The organism is Streptomyces sp. NPDC058295 (genome assembly GCF_042880655.1).
GTDB lineage: Bacteria > Actinomycetota > Actinomycetes > Streptomycetales > Streptomycetaceae > Streptomyces > Streptomyces coriariae.
The window spans coordinates 1-19,374 of sequence record NZ_JBHVYO010000089.1; the positions used below are offsets into that span (position 1 = coordinate 1).

The 19,374-nt window shown below is 69.9% G+C and carries 10 protein-coding genes; 3 read left to right on the plus strand and 7 right to left on the minus strand.

Translation table 11 applies throughout. From position 1 onward, the window contains the following. Window positions 1–97: 97 nt before the first annotated feature. Complete coding sequence (locus tag ACFVYS_RS42700) at window positions 98–4,006, minus strand: glycoside hydrolase family 2 TIM barrel-domain containing protein (RefSeq protein WP_389511166.1); 3,909 nt, start codon at window positions 4,004–4,006, stop codon at window positions 98–100. Window positions 4,007–4,209: 203 nt separating this feature from the next. Beyond that, window positions 4,210–8,364, minus strand: a complete 4,155-nt coding sequence (locus ACFVYS_RS42705) for a molybdopterin-dependent oxidoreductase (protein WP_389511168.1) — start codon at window positions 8,362–8,364, stop codon at window positions 4,210–4,212. 812 nt (window positions 8,365–9,176) lie between these two features. Between ACFVYS_RS42705 and ACFVYS_RS42710 the strand changes: the two genes are divergently transcribed. Continuing rightward, the gene (locus ACFVYS_RS42710; protein ID WP_389511151.1) at window positions 9,177–9,968 is read left to right on the plus strand and encodes a TetR/AcrR family transcriptional regulator; all 792 of its coding nucleotides are present in this window, start codon (window positions 9,177–9,179) and stop codon (window positions 9,966–9,968) included. Between the two features lie 378 nt (window positions 9,969–10,346). On the opposite strand, the gene ACFVYS_RS42715 is transcribed toward ACFVYS_RS42710, so the two are convergent. Together ACFVYS_RS42715 and ACFVYS_RS42720 are read right to left on the minus strand one after the other, a co-directional pair. Beyond that, entirely contained in the window at window positions 10,347–11,900 is a 1,554-nt protein-coding gene (locus ACFVYS_RS42715; RefSeq protein WP_389511153.1) for a polysaccharide lyase family 1 protein, read from the minus strand. Between the two features lie 1,168 nt (window positions 11,901–13,068). Continuing rightward, the gene (locus ACFVYS_RS42720) at window positions 13,069–13,566 is read right to left on the minus strand and encodes a hypothetical protein (RefSeq protein ID WP_389511155.1); all 498 of its coding nucleotides are present in this window, start codon (window positions 13,564–13,566) and stop codon (window positions 13,069–13,071) included. A 189-nt stretch (window positions 13,567–13,755) separates the two neighbouring features. Between ACFVYS_RS42720 and ACFVYS_RS42725 the strand changes: the two genes are divergently transcribed. Then, entirely contained in the window at window positions 13,756–14,019 is a 264-nt protein-coding gene (locus ACFVYS_RS42725) for a hypothetical protein (RefSeq protein WP_389511157.1), read from the plus strand. Window positions 14,020–14,239: 220 nt separating this feature from the next. On the opposite strand, the gene ACFVYS_RS42730 is transcribed toward ACFVYS_RS42725, so the two are convergent. From ACFVYS_RS42730 to ACFVYS_RS42740, 3 genes are all read right to left on the minus strand, one after another. Then, window positions 14,240–15,034, minus strand: coding sequence for a hemolysin III family protein (locus ACFVYS_RS42730; RefSeq protein ID WP_389511159.1), 795 nt, complete (start codon window positions 15,032–15,034; stop codon window positions 14,240–14,242). Between the two features lie 98 nt (window positions 15,035–15,132). After that, window positions 15,133–15,465 carry a MerR family transcriptional regulator gene (locus ACFVYS_RS42735; RefSeq protein WP_389511161.1) on the minus strand — a complete coding sequence of 111 codons (333 nt, stop codon included), beginning with the start codon at window positions 15,463–15,465 and terminating at the stop codon, window positions 15,133–15,135. 868 nt (window positions 15,466–16,333) lie between these two features. Continuing rightward, entirely contained in the window at window positions 16,334–16,855 is a 522-nt protein-coding gene (locus ACFVYS_RS42740) for a hypothetical protein (protein ID WP_389511162.1), read from the minus strand. Window positions 16,856–17,288: 433 nt separating this feature from the next. Here ACFVYS_RS42740 and ACFVYS_RS42745 point away from each other — a divergent pair, with 433 nt between their 5' ends. Next, the gene (locus ACFVYS_RS42745; protein ID WP_389511164.1) at window positions 17,289–19,304 is read left to right on the plus strand and encodes a M1 family aminopeptidase; all 2,016 of its coding nucleotides are present in this window, start codon (window positions 17,289–17,291) and stop codon (window positions 19,302–19,304) included. Window positions 19,305–19,374: the final 70 nt, after the last annotated feature.

Here is a 19,374-nt window from a genome sequence, read left to right on the forward strand (position 1 = left end):
GGGTACGGCATGCGTTGCCGTACCCGGGTCCGTACCGCCGACAGGGGTGGAACCGGTGGAGCGGTAGCGCGGTGGAGCGGTAGCGCGGTGGAAGCGGTTACTCGGAGGTTGCCGTGGGCCGCCGCGACGCGGACGTCGCCTGGTCCACGTCGGTCAACGGCCGGAGCCGGTAGGTGTACGCGTAGTCGCGGTCGGCGAACAGCTTGTACTCGTCGTGGGTGTGCGCGCCCCAGCTGTTGTCACCGCCGACGCCCATCTGCCGGTGGTTCAGGCGCAGTACGACCTCCTTGCGAGGGGTGAGCTGGTAGTCGTGGCGGGCTCCGACGGACAGGTCCTCGGGAGTGAAGTGCGAGGCGTTGAACTCCAGCAGCGGCTCGCCGCAGACCAGCAGGCCGGTGCCGTCGCCGTCGGTGAGGGCGACCCAGCGGACATCGGTCTTGTTGCCGTTCTCCTGGGGCCGCAGATAGGAGGTCCACTGCCCGGTGACGGTGCCGGAGTACCGGCCCACGTCGGTGGCGTCGTTGCGGTCCCAGTGGTTCTCCTCGGGACCGCGGCCGTAGTAGTGCAGCTTCTCCAGGCGGGCGGGCAGGAACAGCAGCGTGCCGACCTCCGGGATGTACGGCAAGGAGGCGGCGCCCGGGTGCAGGGTGTTGTCCACCTTGATCTCACCGTTTCCGAAAACGGTGTAGGTGGTGGTGTACGTGGATTCCGTCGTGGTGGGCAGCGTGCCGGCCACCTTGATCTCCACGGCCCGGTCGCGCAGCGCCCGCACGCTCACGTCGGTGACCTTGCGACGCGCGCCGGCGTCGCGCCAGGTCTGGTTGCGGGTGTGCTGTCCGTTTCCCCGGTCGTTGTCGGTGGGGGCACGCCAGAAGTTGGGGGCCGGTCCCGAGGTGATCAGCCGGGTGCCGTCGGCCTCGTAGGAGGTGATGACCCCGGTCGTCTTGTCGACGGTGACCGAGAAGTTCCTGCCCTTGACGGTGACCGATCCCGCGCTGTCCCGGTGGCTGAGCGCCGGGACACCGGCCAGGGGCACGGGCGTGACGGCGGGGCTCCCGGCGTCGACGGCGAGTTGCTGCCTCGCCACCTCGAAGCCGGACTTCGCCCACTTCGTCGTCTCCCTGGTGGTGAACGACAGTTGGAGGAAGTACTCGGCGCCCGGCGCGGGGTGGTCGGGCAGCTCGAACGGCACGGTGATGTCCTTGCTCGACAGCGCGGCCACGTCGAGTTGGGCACGGCTCAGCTTTCCGCGCCGGACCACTTCCCCGTCCCGGACGAGTTCCCAATGTCCGTCGAATTCACGGAGGTTGGTGAACAGGTACTCGTTGGTGAGGGTGATCGCCGCTCCCGGAGCGAGCAGGCCGCCCAAGGCCGGGGCGGCACCCACGGCCTGGTAGATCCGCTTGACCTCGGCGGACTTGCCGGTGGCACCGCGGTCGGCGGTGACGATGCCGTCGCCGGAGAAGGCGCCGTCGTTGGGGTTGTCGCCCCAGTCGCCCCCGTAGGCGCGGAACGACTTCTCGCGCGGGCGTTTCTCGGTGAGGCCGACGGTGGCGGCGTCGAACCAGAACCGTACGCCGTCGTCGCCGGGACCGCGGCCGGCGGAGGCCAGTTCGGCCGCGCTCAGCGCCCGGGCGTACACACGCGCCCGCCGGACGGTGCCGCTGAACTCCCGGGTTGGGTTGTCGACGTCGGTGGCCAGGGACAGCGGCGCGGTGTTGATGCCGGGGCGCACCGTGGTGGTGCGGGTGGCCCGGACCACGCCGTCGACATACAGGGTCAGGGTGCCGGCCGCCGCGTCGAAGACACCCGCGACCTGGTGCTCGGAGCCGGTCCAGTCGCCCGGCAGTGCCCAGCTCGCGGTGATCCACTGACCGCTGCCGTAGATGAAGAACTCGAGGGTCCTGTTCGTCTGTTTCAGGGCGTACTGGGTGTCGCCCTTGGCGAGGATCGGCTGGTGGTAACCGGTTACGTGCGGGGTGATCCAGGCTTCCAGCGTGAGGGAGCCGGCGAGGTCCAACGATGCGTCGCGGGCGAAAACGGTTCCACCGGAGACGCCCTCGTCGCGGGTGAAGGTACCACTGGGGGCGATGAGCTCGCCCCCGAGTGCGGCGGGCCCGGCCTCGGTGAACAGCTTGCGGACGGGGGTGGGCCAGTCGAGTGCCTGGTCGACGAAGTCCCAGATCCAGCCGCCTTGGAGCACATCGTGACGGCGGATCAGATCCCAGTACTTCTTGAAGTTCCCGCTGGAGTTCCCCATCGCGTGGGAGTACTCGATCATCACGTACGGCCGGGTGTCGCTCGTGTCCTCGGCCCGCGCCTCGACGCGGGCGGGGGTGTCGTACATCTCGGAGCGGATGTCGCTGATCCCCGGGCGGTCGTCGCCCTCGTACTGGATGACGCGGGTGGTGTCGTAGGAGCGGATCCAGTCGTGCATGGCGTTGAACGTGGTGCCGCCGCCGGCCTCGTTGCCGAGGGACCAGATGACGACCGACGCGTGGTTCTTGTCGCGGTGGACCATGTTCTGGGCGCGGGCCACGCACGCCGTCGTCCACTCGGCGTGGTTGCCGGGGTACTCGCCCCGGATGCCGTGGGTCTCGAGGTTGGTCTCGTCCACGAGGTACAGGCCGTACTCGTCGGCGAGCTCCAGCCAGAGCGGGTTGTTGGGGTAGTGCGAGGTGCGGACGGTGTTGATGTTCAGCCGCTTGATGATCCCGATGTCCTCGACGAGGTCGGCGCGGGTGAGGGCCGAGCCGCGGGTCGGGTGCATCTCGTGCCGGTTGGTGCCCCGGAAGGAGACCGGCTTGCCGTTGATGCGCATCAGGCCGTCCTGGAGCGCGAACTCGCGCAGGCCCACGCGATGGGAAAGGGTTTCGATCACCTTTCCGGCCGGGTCGCGCAGCCGGAGCACGGCGGTGTACAGGTACGGATGCTCGGCCGACCACAGGCGGGGCGCGGGCACGGCCTTCGCGGCCTGTACGGCCGTCTCCTCCCCGGCGCCCAGCGCGACGGCCTGTTGCAGGGGCCGGGGCCACACCGGGTGTCCGCTCGCGTCGTACAGCTGGGTCTCGACGGAGTAGCGGCCGGCGCCCTGTCCGCCGTAGTCCCGCACGCTCGCCGTGACCGACAGCTGAGCCGCTTTGTGGTCGTCGCTCAGCGGGGTGTCCAGCCTGAAGTCACGCAGGTGCACGGCCGGTGTGGAGTACAGGTAGACCGAGCGGAAGATGCCGCTCAGCCGGATCATGTCCTGGTCCTCCAGCCAGTCGCCGTCCGAGTAGCGGTAGACCTCCACCGCGATCTGGTTGGTGCCCGGCTTGAGGTGCGGGGTGATGTCGTACTCGGCGGGGTCGTAGGAATCCTCGTGGTAACCGACCAACTCGCCGTTGATCCACACGTAGTGGGCGGACTTGACCCCTTCGAAGTGAAGGAACGTCCGCCGCCCCGCCCAGCCGCGCGGGACCGTGAAGGTACGCCGGTACTGGCCCACGGGGTTGTAGCGGGTGGGGGCGGCCGGCGGCTGCGCCTCCTCCCCCAGCCCGTTGGCGCCCCACCACGGGTAGGTGATGTTGATGTAGATCGGGCGGTCGTGACCGTGCAACTGCCAGGCGGCGGGAACCGGGATGGTGTCCCAGCCGCTGTCGTCGACGTCGGTGCGGTGGAAGTCGGGATCCCGGTCGTCGGGACGGTCGGCGTGGGCGAACTTCCAGGTGCCGTCGAGGCTCAGCCGGTACGGCGAGCGGGTGCGGTCGGCGGCGAGGGCCTGGGCGAGATCCGCGTACGGCATGAGGGTGGTGTGCGGGGCTTCGGTACCGAGCCGGAAGACGTCGATGGCGCCGTTCCACTGCGGGGTGCCGTCCGCCGCGACGGCGCGGTGGGCGGTGGACGGCGTGGACAGGGCGAGCGCGCCGAGGACGGCGGCCGACCCTTCGAGCAGACGACGACGGCTGACGACCGTCCGCCGGGGGTGGTCCGGTTCCACCCACTGGGGGCGGTCCGGCCGGTCCATGGACGACACATGCGGGTGCGACATGACCACGACCTTCCTCGGGGCGACCCGTGCGGCTTCGCACGGACGGAGGGTGCGTCAGATCTTGTCCACTCCTGTTGAAAAAACGAACATAGACGCGCCGCGATGGCCGAATATCAACTCTCTTCGGCGCAACGCCACTTGGTGCCCGCGCCTCCCACGGGCCTTTTTGGTGACTCCCGTCAGTACACGTCCCGCACGTACCGCTTGTCGGAGGCGAGCTGCTTCACATAGGCCGCCGCCTCCGGCTCGCTCAGGCCGCCGTGCAGGACCGCGACGTCACGCAGGGCCAGATCGACGTCCTTGGCCATCCGGGAGGCGTCGCCGCAGACGTAGAAGTGGGCGCCGTCCTGGAGCCAGGACCACAGGTGCGAACCGTGCTCGCGGATCCGGTCCTGGACGTAGACCTTGGCGCGCTGGTCACGGGAGAAGGCGGTGTCCAGACGGGCGAGGGTGCCGTCGTCCAGGAGGGCGGCCAGCTCCTCCTCGTAGTAGAAGTCCGTCGCCCGGTGCTGCTCGCCGAAGAACAGCCAGTTGGGGGCCCGGTGCCCACGTGCGCGGCGCTCCTGGAGGAAGCCGACGAAAGGCGCCACGCCGGTGCCGGGGCCGACCATCACCATCGGGGTGGCCGGGTCGGCCGGCGGCCGGAAGTGCGGCGAGCGCTGCACATGGACGGCCACCTCGGTGCCGGGCTCGGCATCGGCCAGGAAGGGCGAGCAGACGCCCTGCCGGGGGCGGCCGGCCAGGTTCTCGTAGCGCACGACGGAGACGGTGAGCGAGACGAGGTGGGGGTCGGTCAGCGGACTGGACGAGATGGAGTACAACCGCGGCTGCAATCGCCCCAGCAACTCGGCCCACTCCTGCGCGTCGGCGCGGACACCGAACTCGGCGGCCACGTCGACGGCCTGGCGGCCCCAGGACCACTTCGCCAGCTCGCCCTTGTTGTCGGGACGCAGCAGCTTGCGCAGTTCACGCGGGTCGCGGGTGCGGTCGGCGGTGAAGCGCAGCAGCGCCGGAGTGATCCGGGTGATGTCGAGGTGGCGCAGGAAGGCCTCCCCGAGAGCGACCTCACCGACGCCGTTCACCTGCACGCGCGCGTGCGCGTCGAGGCCGGTGGCGCTCAGCCATTCCGCCACCACGTCCGGGGAGTTGAGGGGGTGCACGCCCAGGGCGTCGCCTGCCTCGTAGACGAGCGGCGTCTCGCTGTCGCGGGTGTCGAAGGTGAAGCGCCGGACCTCCTTGCCAGAGCCCGGCAGGCTCAGCAACCGGTTGCCGGTCAGGCGCGCGGTGACGGGGGCGGGGCGTTTGGGGCGAGGTGCGGCGGGCGCCTTCGGCAGGACGACGGAAACGGCTTCCGTAACGGTCACCGGCGGCTGCGCGGTGGCAGAAACCCGGGTGACAGGAACCCCGGTGGCCGGGGCCTGGCCGCCGCCCGGGGCCGTCGGCACCGATTCCGTGGCCTCCTTCAGGGCGGTGGCCACCTGGTCGAACCAGGCCTCCGCCTCCGTCTCGTAGTCCGGCTCGCAGTCGGTGCGCGGGGCCAGCCGGACCGCGCCCAGTTCGTCCAGCCGACGGTCCAGCCGACGGCCGTGCCCGCAGAAGTCGTCGTACGAGGAGTCCCCGAAGGCGAGGACGGCGTAGCGGTGGCCTTCCAGACGGCCGGTGTCCAGGGCGTCCAGGCCGTCCCAGAAGCCGGCGCCGTTGTCGGGGGCGTCACCGTCGCCGAAGGTGCTGGTGATCAGCAGCAGGTCCGCGTCGGAGGGCAACGCGGCGGGGTCCGCCTCGTCCATGGCGACGAGGGACGCCGGGTGACCACCCGCGGTGAGCCGCTCGGCGGTGGTGGTGGCGAAGTCCTCGGCGTTGCCGGTCTGCGAGGCCCACAGGATGACGACCCGGCGCGCCGGCGTCTGCGGCGGTGCGGCGGCGGTGGTGGTGCGGGAGTACATGCCGGCGAGGGTGCCGTTGACCCACAGCGCGTGCTCGGGGCTGAAGGGCGCGTCCGCCGGCAGCACCGGTACCCCGGGGGCGCCGGCCGGGATCCCGGCGAGGAAACCGACCAGGTACTGCCGTTCGCGCTCGGTCAGGACCGGTGGCGGGGCGGGGCGCAGACCGAAGACCTCGGCCGCGGCGGGCAGGACGGCGGTCGGGACGAGGACGGCTTCGGGCACTTCCGGCACCGGAGTCCGGGTGCCCGGCGCGTTGCCGAGCGGGTACTCCGGCGTCGGCGCCTCCGTGGCCGGCGGCTGCACGGTAACCGGTGTCGATACCTTCGTCAGGGAGACCGCGCACACCTTCAGCTCGGGCTGGAAGGACAGCGGGTCCACGGCGTCGCTGGTGACGGCGTTGACGCTGAGGTACTCGCCGAACAGGTCGTTCCAGTGGAACGGCGCGAAACAGGAGCCGGGCAGGACGCGGTCGGTGACGACGGCGGGCAGCACGGCCCGGCCGCGCCGGGAGGCGACCTCGACGGAGTCGCCGTCGGATATGCCGAGCGCGGCGGCGTCCTCGGGGTGCACCTCCACGAACGGGCCGGGGTCCAGCTTGTTGAGCTTGGCCACCCTCGCGGTCTTCGTCAGGGTGTGCCACTGGTGCTGGAGACGGCCTGTGTTGAGGAAGAACGGGTAGTCGTCGTCCGGCATCTCGGCGGGCGGGACATGCGGACGCGGGTGGAAGACCGCGCGGCCGGAAGCCGTGGGAAAGGTGAGCGTGCCGTCTTCGTTCACATAGCGGATCGGATTGCGGTCAGGGCCGTCGGCGGTGGCCGCCGGCCACTGCACGGGGGTGGCACGCAGCCGGTCGTAGGTCACTCCGCGCAGGTCGTAACCGGTCTGCGGGTTGTGGGCGCGTTTGATCTCCTCGAAGATCTGCTCGGCGGTGTCGTAGGTGAAACCGCTTTCGTAACCCATGGCGCGGGCGACGGCCGCGATGAGCCGCCAGTCCGCCATGGCCTCGCCGGGCGGGTCGGCGGCGGGCCGGGCGAGGGTGAGGTTGCGCTCGCTGTTGATGAGGACGCCCTCGGTCTCGGTCCACATCGCGCCCGGCAGGACAACATCGGCGTAAGCGTTTGTCTCGGTTTCCGCGAAGACGTCCTGCGCAATGACGAACTCGGCGGCCTCCAGCCCCTCGATGACCGTCCTGCGGTTGGCGACGGAGGCGACCGGGTTGGTGCAGATGATCCAGCAGGCCTTGATGTCTCCCTCCGCCATCTTGCGGAACATCTCGACGGTGCCCTTGCCGACGCCGTCGGCCCTGATCGTGCCCGGCGCGAGCCCCCACAGCTCCTCGACAAAGGCGCGGTCGCCCTCGACGAGGACGGAGCGCTGGCCGGGCAGCCCCGGGCCCATGTAGCCCATTTCCCGGCCACCCATCGCGTTGGGCTGGCCGGTGAGGGAGAAGGGGCCGCTGCCCGGGCGACAGATCCTGCCGGTGGCGAGGTGGAGGTTGATCAGCGCGTTGGTGTTCCAGGTGCCGTGCGTGGACTGGTTGAGGCCCATGGTCCAGCAGCTGGTCCACTCCCCCGCCTCGCCGATCAACCGCGCCGCCGCACGGAGGTCGTCCTCCGGTATACCGGTGATCTCGGCGACCGTCGCGGGCGCGTAGTCGGCGAGGAACTCCGGCATGGCCTCCCAGCCCTCGGTGTGCGCGGCGACGAAGTCGGGGTCGGTGTGGCCGTTCTCGTGCAGGAGGTGGAGCAGGCCGTTGAGGAGGGCGAGGTCGGTGCCCGGCGCGACCTGGAGGAACAGGTCGGCCTTCGCGGCGGTGGCGGTGCGGCGCGGGTCGACGACGATCAGCTTGGCACCCGCCTTCACCCGGTCCATCATCCGGAGGAAGAGGATCGGGTGGCAGTCGGCCATGTTGGAACCGATGACGAGGAAGACGTCCGCCTTGTCGAGGTCCTCGTAGGAGCCAGGCGGGCCGTCGGCGCCGAGAGAAAGCTTGTAACCGGTTCCGGCGCTTGCCATGCAGAGTCGGGAGTTCGACTCGATCTGGTTGGTACGGAGATAGCCCTTGGCCAGCTTGTTCGCCAGATACTGCGCTTCGAGGCTCATCTGGCCGGACACGTAGAGGGCGACCGCGTCGGGGCCGTGTTCGTCGACGATCGCCCGCAGCCGTCGTGCCGTTTCGGCGATCGCCTCGTCCACGGGGGCGGGCTCGGGTTCCGCGCCGCGTTCCGGGCGGACGAGCGCGCCGGCCAGCCGACCGGGCGCGGCGAGCATGTCGGCGGTGGTCGCGCCCTTGGTGCACAGTCGGCCGAAGTTCGCCGGGTGCTGCTTGTCGCCGGACGCCTTCAGGACCGTACGGCGCCCGTCCGGTCCGCGGCCGATGTCGAGGAGCATGCCGCAGCCCACACCGCAGTACGAGCAGACCGTGCGCACCTTCGTCGTGGTCGCGTTGTCGGTCCGCGGGTCCAACGCGGCCACGGGCGCCCCTTTCCTTCTGACGATCAGCCTGGTGAGAGCCTCTTCAAGCCTCTGCGACGGTACGAACCGTGCATTACACAGGTGTCTCCCGGACCGGCCGCCAGGAGTTAAGCCCGGCGCACACCGGGGGGCGGGCTGATGTGAGCGATCCGCTGCCGCCCGCAGGAGGGCAGGCTACCCGGGGCGGCGGGCGCGCCCGTTCCGTGCCGCTGCGGGGGCGGATTCCGGGCATGTAAGCGGTTGCGGGCTGTTGCGCGAGGGCCCGGGGCCGGGGCGCGCGTAAGCGGTTACGGGACTGTTGTGCGGGGACGGAGCCGGGGGCGCGTGGCATGGCGCGTAAGCGGTTACGGACCAGTTGCACGGGAACGAAGTCGGGGCGCGTGGCGCGGCGCGTAAGCGGTTACGGACCGTTGCGCGCGGGCGGGGCCCGGCGCGCGCGTCAGCGGTTACGGACCCGTAGTACGGAAACGGGTCACAGCTTCACAAGCGGTTACGTTGCCGCTGCGCGGCTGCGCGGGAGCGGCTCCGGTTTCACAAGCGGTTACGTTCTCGCGCCGCGGAGGCCGGGCCCGGTTTTCACAAGCGGTTACGTCGGCGCTGCGCGGAACCGGGTTCCGGTTTTACAAGCGGTTGTGTTCCGGTTGTGCGAGCGGTTGGGGTCCGGTTGTGCGAGCGGTCGGGGTCCGGGCTGTGGGAGGCCACGCCCTGCGATCACCGGCGGTGGTGACGTGAGGACCGTCAACGTGTTCGTCGTGCTGCGTGAGCATCCGGAGGAGGACGACCGTACGATGCCCGCTCCCACGCGCCGCGAACGGCTGCGTCGGCAGATGTCGAGGGACGTCCGCGCGGCGGCGCGGGAGGTCATCACACGGCAGGGTGTGGAGGCGTTGACGCTCGCCGAGATCGCCCGTCGGGTGGGGGTCACCCCGGCGGCTCTCTACCGGCACTTCGCCGATCTCGGGGACATCGTGCGGTGCACGGCCCGGGACATCGTCACCGAGCTCACGGACCTGTTGCGGGAGGCCATCGAAGGGGAGCGTGAAACGGATTTCGCGGCCCGGCTGATCGCCCCGGCCCGGGTGTTCTGCCACTGGTCCCTGGTGCATCGGCAGGAGTTCCGGCTGCTCTTCGGCACGCCCACCGTGGCCGCCGGTGTGACCCACACCGATGTGACCGCCGAGTGGGTCCGGGACCTCGCCACCCTCTGGGGCGCCGAGCACATGCGGCTGTGGGAGGCCCGCCCCTACCCCATCCTGGCCGACGAGGACCTCGCCCCACGGATGCGCCGTCAGATCGCCGACTACCGCGCCGCCACGGGCGTGGAAATGCCGCTCGGCGCACTGGTCGTCATGCTGTCGTGCTGGTGCACTCTCTACGGACAGGTGGCGCTGGAGGTGTTCGAGCACCTGACCCCGATGATCACCGACCAGGAGCCGATTTTCGAGCTGCTGATGCACGAAAGCGTGACCCGCATGGGGTTGGGGGCCGAATACCGGCCCCCGGACGGCCTCAGGGCGTAGGGGTCCCCGCCAGAATTCCTGCGGATCCCTCCGGGCCCCTTTGGACCCCAGATCCCGCCAGGATCCCTCCGAACTCCCGCCAGGATCCCTCCGGACTCCCGCCAGGATCCCTCCGGACTCCGGCAGGATCGCCCCGAACTCCGCCCGGAACTCCGCCCGGATCTCCGTCGATCACCTGGCGGTGGTCGCGCCATCGCACGCGCCGACCGCTGCTCACGGGCAGGAACGGTCGCAGCCGTTCCTGCTCCGCGCGTCCGACAGATCACGGAGTTCCCCCCCTTCGCCCCTCCCCTTCGCCCCCTCCTCCCCCTCTCCCCCGCCCCATGATCGAGACGACGAGCTGATCAGGCGGAGGTTATGTGAGCGGCCGGGCAGCTTCTAGGCGTAAGTCTCGAACTCGGCCACCCTCGGGGTGGCGCTCGAGCCCGTGATCTCGAAGGTGACCTTCTTCAGTGAGGTGGACGTGAAGGAGATGGTGCCCGCCCCGCTGCCCGAGGTCAGCAGCGCCCCGGTGTCGGCGTTGAGGACCCGCCAGGAGCCGATGTTGCCGGTGGCTCCGGAGGCCTCACGAATGTTGATCTTGGAGACGGTGGTGGCCGAGCCCCACTTGATCGAGATGGAGCCGGTCGAGCCGGCCGGCGACCAGTAGGTGCTCGTGTCGCCGTCGCGGACGTTGCCGTAGCTGGTGCCGGACGCCTTGCTGGAACCGTCGGAGTCGGCGCCGATACTCAGGTTGGTCCCGCCGGGCGTCGACGTCGCCGTGGCGGTCGGCGTGGCGGTGGCGGTCGACGTGGGAGTCGAAGTGGCGGTCGCGGTGGGTGTCGTCGCGGCGCAGTTGCCGTCCGACACCTTCAGGCCGTTGTTGGCGCCCGCGGTCGCGGTCACGATCGACGGTACGCAGGTGGCGGCGTCGAGACCGTAGGCGTAGGGGATGCTGACGGTCGTGTTCGACGTCGGGTTCGGCCCGGCGGGGTTGTTCTCCTCGCCCGGCTCCGACCAGGTCACGTTGTCGAAGATGTTTCCGCTGACCTGCCAGTACCCCGGCAGGTCGGTGTAGAAGGTGCCGAGGACGTCCTTGGAGTCCTTGAAGTAGTTGTTGTCGACCTTGGCCTTGCCGCCGGCCCGGGGGTTGATGCCCGATTCGTTCAGGCTGACGTAGTAGTTGTTGTAGATGTGGGCGGTGGCGCCACGCAGCAGGGGGGTGCGGGAGTCGATGTTCTCGTACCGGTTGTGGTGGAAGGTGACCGGCCCGTTGGCGAGGTCGCTGTCGCTGGAGCCGACGAGACCGCCGCGGCCGGAGTTGCGCAGGATGCTGTAGGACAGGGTCACGTACTGGGTGCTGTCCTTCATGTCGAACAGGCCGTCGAAGCCCTCCGACTCACCGCCCGAGGCGATCAGCGTGGCGTGGTCGACCCAGACGTTGTGCACGTCGCTCTCCATGCCGATGGCGTCACCGCCGTTGGAGGTGGGCGAGCCCGACTTCTTCACGTTCTGGACGGTCACGTTCTGGACGATGATGTTGCTGGACTGGCGGATGTGGATGCCGATCTGGTCGAACACGGCTCCGCTGCCGACGCCGAGGAGAGTGACGTTGCTGATGCCCTTCAGTTCGATCACTCCGGCGGCGGTGTTGCAGCCGGCGCCCGACACCTTCGCGGTGTTGCCGACGGTGACGGTCCCCTCGACCTGGATGGTGATCGGGGTGCTGGTACTGGCCCGGCCGCACAGGGCCTCGTGGATCTGGGTGCCCGTGGTGGCCTTGACCGTCGTCCCGCCGGCGCCGCCGGTGGTGCCGCCGTTCTGGGTGGCGTACCCGGTCGCACCGGCGCTGGCCGCCGACGCGGTGGGCATGGACAGGACCACGCCTGTCGCCGCCGCAAGGGCCAACGTGCCGAGTGCCGCGGAGAGTCGCAGAGCGACTGGCTTTCTCATCCTTGCCTCGTCTTTCGTCATCGCGTACGGGGGTGCCGCGCACGTCGGGGCCCGGATTCCGGGCCGTCGAGGTCACGCACCCATGCCATGTTCATGCCATGCGTGTACTGAAGCGGGTCTCTGCCGACCCGGTGCGGATGCCGTTCTCGCCACGGGCCGGAAGGGACGGTGGTGCCGATGTGGTGCGGGCGGTGCCGCTGTGATGTCAGCGGCGCGAAGGTCATGCGGGCGACGCGGTCGGGACCAGGCCGGGCGCACGCATGCCGAGGCGACGCGGGTGGGAACGCCGCCGAGAGCGGGACGACGGGGGAACGGGGCCACCGAGGCCCCGGCCGACCCCTGGTGCTAGTACCCGTCGCCGCGGCCACGGCGACGAGAGCGATGCGTCCGCGCCCCGGAGTGCATCCCGGAGTCCTGGCGCGTCGACACCTCGGTACGGTCAGCCCTGGCCAGCCTTGCGCCGGATCGGTTGCGGCGCGGGGGCTGCTCCACGGCCAATACCGCGGGCCGCTTTCCCAGCACGGTCAACGGGTACCGGGAAAGCGCTTTCTCCACGCGAGGATAGGGCGGACACCACGGGGTGACAAGTATGTGAACGCCGATCGATCTGTCGGACACTCACTGCTACCCGATCGAGGCGTTCAGGGCGGCTCTACGCACCACGGAAAGCCGTAGCGGGGAGCGGGCCTTGACGCCCCGCTGTCCCGTTCAACGCCCTCGAGTGTTCACTTACATGAACACCTTCTACTCGGCGGAGTCTCGGCGGAGTCTGGATCAGGTCGCCGAAGGCCTAGTCACAGGCGCCTGCGACGGCATAGCGGACGCCGCGGCGATGTCGAAGGCAATCGCGAGGCGGGGCTTCTCCTCGCGTTACGGTCAGCACCCCTCGCGTTGTGGTCAGTGCCTGGAGTCGAAGCCCGGTACCGGCCCTACCCCTGTTCGTCCGCCCGGCCCGGTGGGCGGGCGCGCTGCGCACAGCGCGCGGGACGGCCCCTGACCCCGCGTGCCGACGACGGGCCAGATCGGCACGACCCGCGCGGCAACACGAAGGGGTGATCGATGCTCGATGCTTGCTGTTCATTCGGGAAGTCCGGTGCGGTTCAGTGGCGTCCGCGAGGAGGCAGGGACCGCGCGTCCGGGTTGGCGCACCGGACTTCCGACAACGCGGTCAGCAACCGCCGCAGTTGTAGTAGAGGACGTCCCAGTGGTTGCCCTCGTCGGCGTAGACGTTGCCGGAGCCCGAGCGGTACTGCGGGGCGCCGTCGCCGCGCAGGCCGATGTAAGTGAAGGTGTTCTTGATGTAGTTGGTGACGCAGGTGTTCTTGCCGTAGTCGAGCTTGTAGCCGTTCCAGTGCGAGTAGGTGCCGCTCGCATGGCCGGTCTCCGTGCCGCCTGTGATGTTGAGCGCGCAGCCGGTGGCCCGCTTCAGCGTCTGCGCGCCCTGGGCGGTGGACAGGTTCAGCTGCTCGAAGGACGTACAGGTGGAGTTGTTGCGGTCGGAGCAATTGCCTGACGAGGACCAGGTGATACCCACCTCGCGGAACATCGAGGTGGCCGTGGCGTGACTGACCTTGGTGACGGCGAAGGCGTCGGTCGCGGTGCCGACGACGGCGACGCCGGGGGCGACGATGAGCGCGAGGGCGGTCAGTGCGGAGCGGAACTTCATGAGGGAACCCTTCCTGCGGACGACCGTGTTTCCTGTGGAATGGCTGTGCAGGCGGTGCAGGGAGATGGTGCCCGACCTCTACGCGCGTTCGCCAGAGGACGGCGGTCTTCGAACACCCGGCGCCATGAGCCTTCCCCGACACGCCTCAGGCCGGCGCCACTCGCCCGACCCCCAAAGCGGTGGGCCGCCGTGGCCGCCCTCCTGTTCGTACCGGCAGCCGTGGCGACCGGCGTACTGACGCTGACCTCGGAGCCCGCGGGGCTGTGCCTGACGTACGGCCGGCAGTGCACCCCCGGGATGCCCGGCTGGCTGTTCGAATGGAGCGCGGGCGTCGGCGCCGTGGCCTTCCTCATCGCAGTGGCCGCCCCGGCCGTACGGGTACGACAGGCGGCCCTCACCGCCCAGTTCCTCGCAGAGGGCACCGCGCTGCTCGTCATCCTCAGCCACGCCTGACCACACCAGGAGCAGGGGCGGGCGGGCCCACCCCGACGCCTCCGGCGCCAGGACCGGCGGTGGGCGCGGGATGGCAACCGCTGCCGTCCCGCGCCGTCACTGCCGATGCGAACCAGACAGTGCGGGGCTACGGGGCTACGGGGCTACGGGGCTACGGGGCGAATATGCCCCGTAGGTCCGGGAAGCAGCGGCCGTGGTCGGCCGTCGACGCGGCCGTGTGTCATGTGGCTGCCAGGAGGATGGCGGTGTAGTGCGCGGTGAAGGCGGCGATGGTCAGGGCGTGGAAGACCTCGTGGAAGCCGAACCAGGCCGGTGAGGGGTCGGGGCGTTTGAGTCCGTAGACGACGGCGCCCGCTGTGTAGAGCAGGCCGCCGGCGATGACGAGTACGACTACCGCGATGCCGCCGGCGCGGGCGAAGTCCGGCAGGTAGAAGACGGCCACCCAGCCCAGGGCGATGTAGCACGGGGTGTACAGCCAGCGGGGAGCGCCGATCCACAGGACGCGGAAGGCGATGCCGACCAGAGCACCTGCCCACACCGCGGCCAGCAGCACCCGCTGCTGACTCGCGGGCAGCAGCAGTACCGCCAGCGGGGTGTAGGTGCCGGCGATGATCAGGAAGATGTTCGCGTGGTCCAGCCGCCGCAGGACCGCCTCCCCACGCGGGCCCCAGGTGCCGCGGTGGTAGACCGCGCTGGTACCGAACAGCAGGCAGGCCGACAGCGCGTACACCGAGCAGGCCGCCACCGCCGCCGCCGAGCGCGAGACGGCGATCAGGAGGATCCCGCCGACCAGCGCGAGGGGGAACACGCCGGCGTGCAGCCACCCACGCATCCTGGGCTTCAGCGCAGCCGCCGCACGGTCCACCCCGCCTTCCAGGCCGACGGCGGCGGTCAGCCGGCCGGCCATACCGGCAGGCGCATCAACCGCCGGGGCGAGCGGGACGTCGGGCGGGGCTTCGGGGCCGGGCTGGGATTCCCGTCCGTGTACCGGCGGTTGAGCATCTTCGGCGAACATGCGCTCGTATTCTCACATCGGCTGATCAGTGCGGCCCGGCGTGTCGCTACGGGCTGGGGGCTTCGCGCTGAGGGTCGCTGGTCGCTGGCTGCTGCGGGTCAGATGCCGGCCGGCTGCCCGGAGGCGGCGTGGCGGTACTCGGCGTTGATGCGCTGCGCTTCTTCGAGTTGGTCTTCGAGGATGATGATGCGGCAGGCGGCCTCGATGGGGGTCCCGTGGTCGACGAGCTCCCGGGCGCGGGCGGCTATCCGCAACTGGTAGCGGGAGTAGCGGCGATGTCCGCCCTCGGAGCGGAGCGGCGTGATGAGACGGGCTTCGCCGATGGCGCGGAGGAAGCCCTGGGTGGTGCCGAGCATCTCGGCGGCCCGGCCCATGGTGTAGGCGGGGTAGTCATCGTCGTCGAGACGGTCGTAGGAGTCGTCTGCTGTCACTTTCACCTCTCTGAGGAACGCGTAGAGGGGCCCTGGCACCGTACGGCGCCAGGGCCCGAAGGAACTGCTACACCATCCGCCGGCCCTACTGTTGCGCCGGCCTTCTGTTTCCGCAGACCCGACCGAGATGCAGTCGGGCGTGCTGGGATCGCGGTTGCTTGACCGGAGACCACCTCACTATCGATGTCCTGCGGTACCCGGGCTCAAGATTTCCGCCCGGGCGATCCTGATGGCGTTCGGCTCCTCCGTTCTTCCCTGGTTGATCAACTGCTTGCCAAACGGGGGACTGCGTACTGCTGGTACTGCTGGATGCTTCTCTAGCTCTACTGCTCTACTGCGTACTGCTGGTGACGCGAACTACTCAGTGACCTGTGACAGCGCCACTCTTCGGCAGCCAGCCCCGTCGCCCGTCCTGCGTCTGCTCTGGCTTGGAACCCCACTGCCGAACCTCCCGGTGCGCGCGCCCGCAGCCGACGCCTTCACCGAGGTACCGCTCACTGACTTCACTGCTGGGTACTGCCACTGCGGTACTGCTCACGGCGGCCCCTGATCACTGCGGGCCACCCGGTCCGGTCGTCAGTCCCGTCGCCGTCCTACGCAACCTTGGCTTCGGAACTCCACCACCGCACCGTCCTGCGCACTGCAACTGCGGTCATGCTCCCGGCAGTTCGTGTCTGCCGGTCCTGCTGTCTCTCTGGGCTACGAGAGAAACCATAACCACGTCGCCGACCAATGTCTACTCTCGTCGGCATAGATTTTCGCGTGTTGGGTGGCGAGGTACGGTCCCGGGTCACTCTCCGACGGCAGGGGCCGCCGGCTGCACGACGACCGCACCCTCGCGGTCTGCCACCGTCATCGACGGCCACACTCAGGCAACAGCCGGTGCGGGATCGCCGACGGCCGTCGACTCCAACCGCTTGATCTTCTGTCGCACCACATACAGCGGGATCACCCCGAACACCCCGAACGACATGTCGATCACGCTCCACCAGAAGGGGATCCCCCGGAGGGGTCCGCAGATCAGCGCGAGCGGGATGATCCCGGCGCAAGCGATCATCGAGAACTCGACGACCCAGATGTTGCGGACCGGATCGCGGTAGGGGCCGTAGAAAGCGACGGCGATGACGAGATGGGCGAAGGCCAGCCAGTCCGTTCCGTAGAGGAGGAAGGGGTAGTCGGCGTCGGCGGTGTCGAGCCCGCGCCGGACGCGCTCGATCCACTCCATGAGGCCGGGCAGGTGCTCGGGGACGGACAGGTGACCCAACAACTCCTCGGCCCAGCGCAGTTCGTGCACCAGCGGGAAGGCGGTGACCCCGCTGAGCACCAGACAGACGACGAAGAAGCCCAACCATGCACGGATGCCCTTCACCAGGGCGGCTCGGTCGCTCATGGGGGTAGCGTACGCCCGTAATTGAACGCGTTCAAAACCACCCCCGCCCCCCTCCCGCATCCGCATCCTCCGTGTCGGCCCGTACGGCCGTCGGCCCGATCACGGGGAGGCTCCGGTCACGGCCGCGAATCGCACCTGACGCCGCCGAGCACGCTCCGGCGGATGAGTCCAACGGCGACGCCTCGGGCGAGGACGTCACCCCCCGGGACGCGCAAGGCGCACCCCGCAGGGCAGTCGCGGGAGAGCTCGGCGGCCGTGAGCGAGGGCGTCGGGTCCGCTTCCGGGATGGACCCTTTACCCATGCCTGATGGCATGACCGCGTCAAATCTGTCACGCTTCCGGCAGCCGTCGCGCACCGCCCTCCGGCACACCCTCGCCGTCAGGGACAGCCACCCAGCAGGCCGGAATCCCGGCCGCCGCAAAGGAGCCACGTGTGAGACCCACCCCCCGCAAGGCCTTCGCCGCGAGCGCGCTCACCCTCGCCGCGCTGGCCGCCGTCTCGCTCCCCGCCACGCCCGCGGCAGCCACGCCGGAGCGGGCCCCCTCGGTCGCGGCCGCGCCCGGCACCGCCCCCCTGTCGGCAGCCGTCGCACCGGACGGCATCGCCTCCACCGGCATCGCTTCCACCCACGTCACCGAGCCCGGTAGCGCGGCTCTCGAGCCCGCGAAGGCGGCAGTCACGCCCGCGCAAATGGCCGCCGCGGCCGACGCCTGCACCCCGGCCCAGGTGATCACCAACGGTGGCTTCGAGAGCGGCACCTCGCCGTGGACCCAGTCCTCGACCAGTGTGATCACCAGCCGCACCGGGCAGAGTGCCCACGGCGGCACCGCCTTCGCATGGCTGGACGGCGTGGGCAGCACCCACACCGACACGCTCTCGCAGAGCGTCACGATCCCGTCCGGGTGCGCCGCCGCCTCCCTCACGTTCTGGCTGCACATCGACACGGCCGAGACGACCTCGTCCACCGCGTACGACAAGCTGACGGCCAAGATCGGCACGACGACACTGGCCACGTACTCGAACCTCGACAAGAACACCGGCTACGTCCAGAAGTCGTTCGACGTGTCGGCGTTCGCGGGCCAGACCGTGAGCCTCGCCTTCACCGGCACCGAGGACTCCAGCCTCCAGTCGAGCTTCGTCCTCGACGACCTCGCGCTCAACACCTCCGGCGACACCGCTCCGCCCGCCGACGCCACCCGCACCCCGGCGGCACCGTCGTACACCGTCAGCCTGACCAGCAACACGGCCGGCACGGTCTGGACCGGTCGCGAGAGCGTGACCTTCACCAACGCCTCCGCGACCGCGCTCAGCGAGGTGTATCTGCGGCTCTGGGACAACTACCACGGCACCTGCACCTCGATGCCGATCGCGGTCAGCAACGTCACCGGCGGCACCGCGGGCGCCCTTTCGGTGGGCTGCACGGCCCTCCAGATCACCCTCGCCAGTCCCCTCGCCCAGGGGCAGAGCGCCACGATCGGCTTCGACCTGGGCATCACCGTGCCCAGCGGCGCCGACCGGTTCGGCTACGACGGGGCGTTCAGCTTCATCGGCAACGCGCTGCCTTTGCTGGCGGTGAAGGACGGCGCGGGCTGGCACCTGGACCCGTACACGAACAACGGCGAGTCGTTCTACTCGCTGGCCGCGGACTTCAAGGTGACCCTCGACCATCCGACCACCCTCCTGGTGCCGGCCACCGGCGCCTCGGTCGACGCCGCCGGCGGCAGCGGCCGCACCGTCACGACGGCCACCGCCACCAAGGTCCGTGACTTCGCCTGGGCGGCCGGCCCGTTCAGCAAGATCTCCGGCACCTCGACCACCGGGACCCCGATCAACGTCTACTCCGTCACCGGCATCAGCTCGGCCAACGCCCAGTCGATGCTCACCACCGCCAAGACCGCCGTGGACGCGCACGCCGCCCGCTTCGGCGCGTATCCGTACGGCGAGTTGGACGCCGTCATCGACAACAACTTCTGGTTCGGCGGCATGGAGTACCCCGGCTTCGTCCTCGACCTGGTCAGCACCACGGCACTGACCCATGAGATCGGCCACCAGTGGTGGTACGGGATCGTCGGCGACGACGAGTACAACAGCCCCTGGCTGGACGAGTCGTTCACCGACTACGCCACCGACCTGGCGCTGGGCAAGACGGGCACCAGTTGCTGGAGCAGCGTCTCGTGGGCCTCGTCGGCCGAGAAGATCACCAACTCGATGGCCTACTGGGACACACACTCCTCCCGGTACTCCACCGTCGTCTACGGCTACGGCAAGTGCGCCCTGCACGACCTGCGGCGGCTCATCGGTGACACCGCGATGACCAAGCTGCTGAAGGACTACGCCACTTCACACTGGTACGGCGTCTCGACCACGGCCGAGTTCAAGGCTGCCGCCCAGGCCGCCACGACCACGGACCTGACGTCGTTCTGGACCACCCACCGCATCGAGGGCTGACCCGGACCGGACCACCGGCCGCTTCACCGGCGGCGGGACCGCGGGGGCGCCGTCCGGCGTCCCCGCGGTC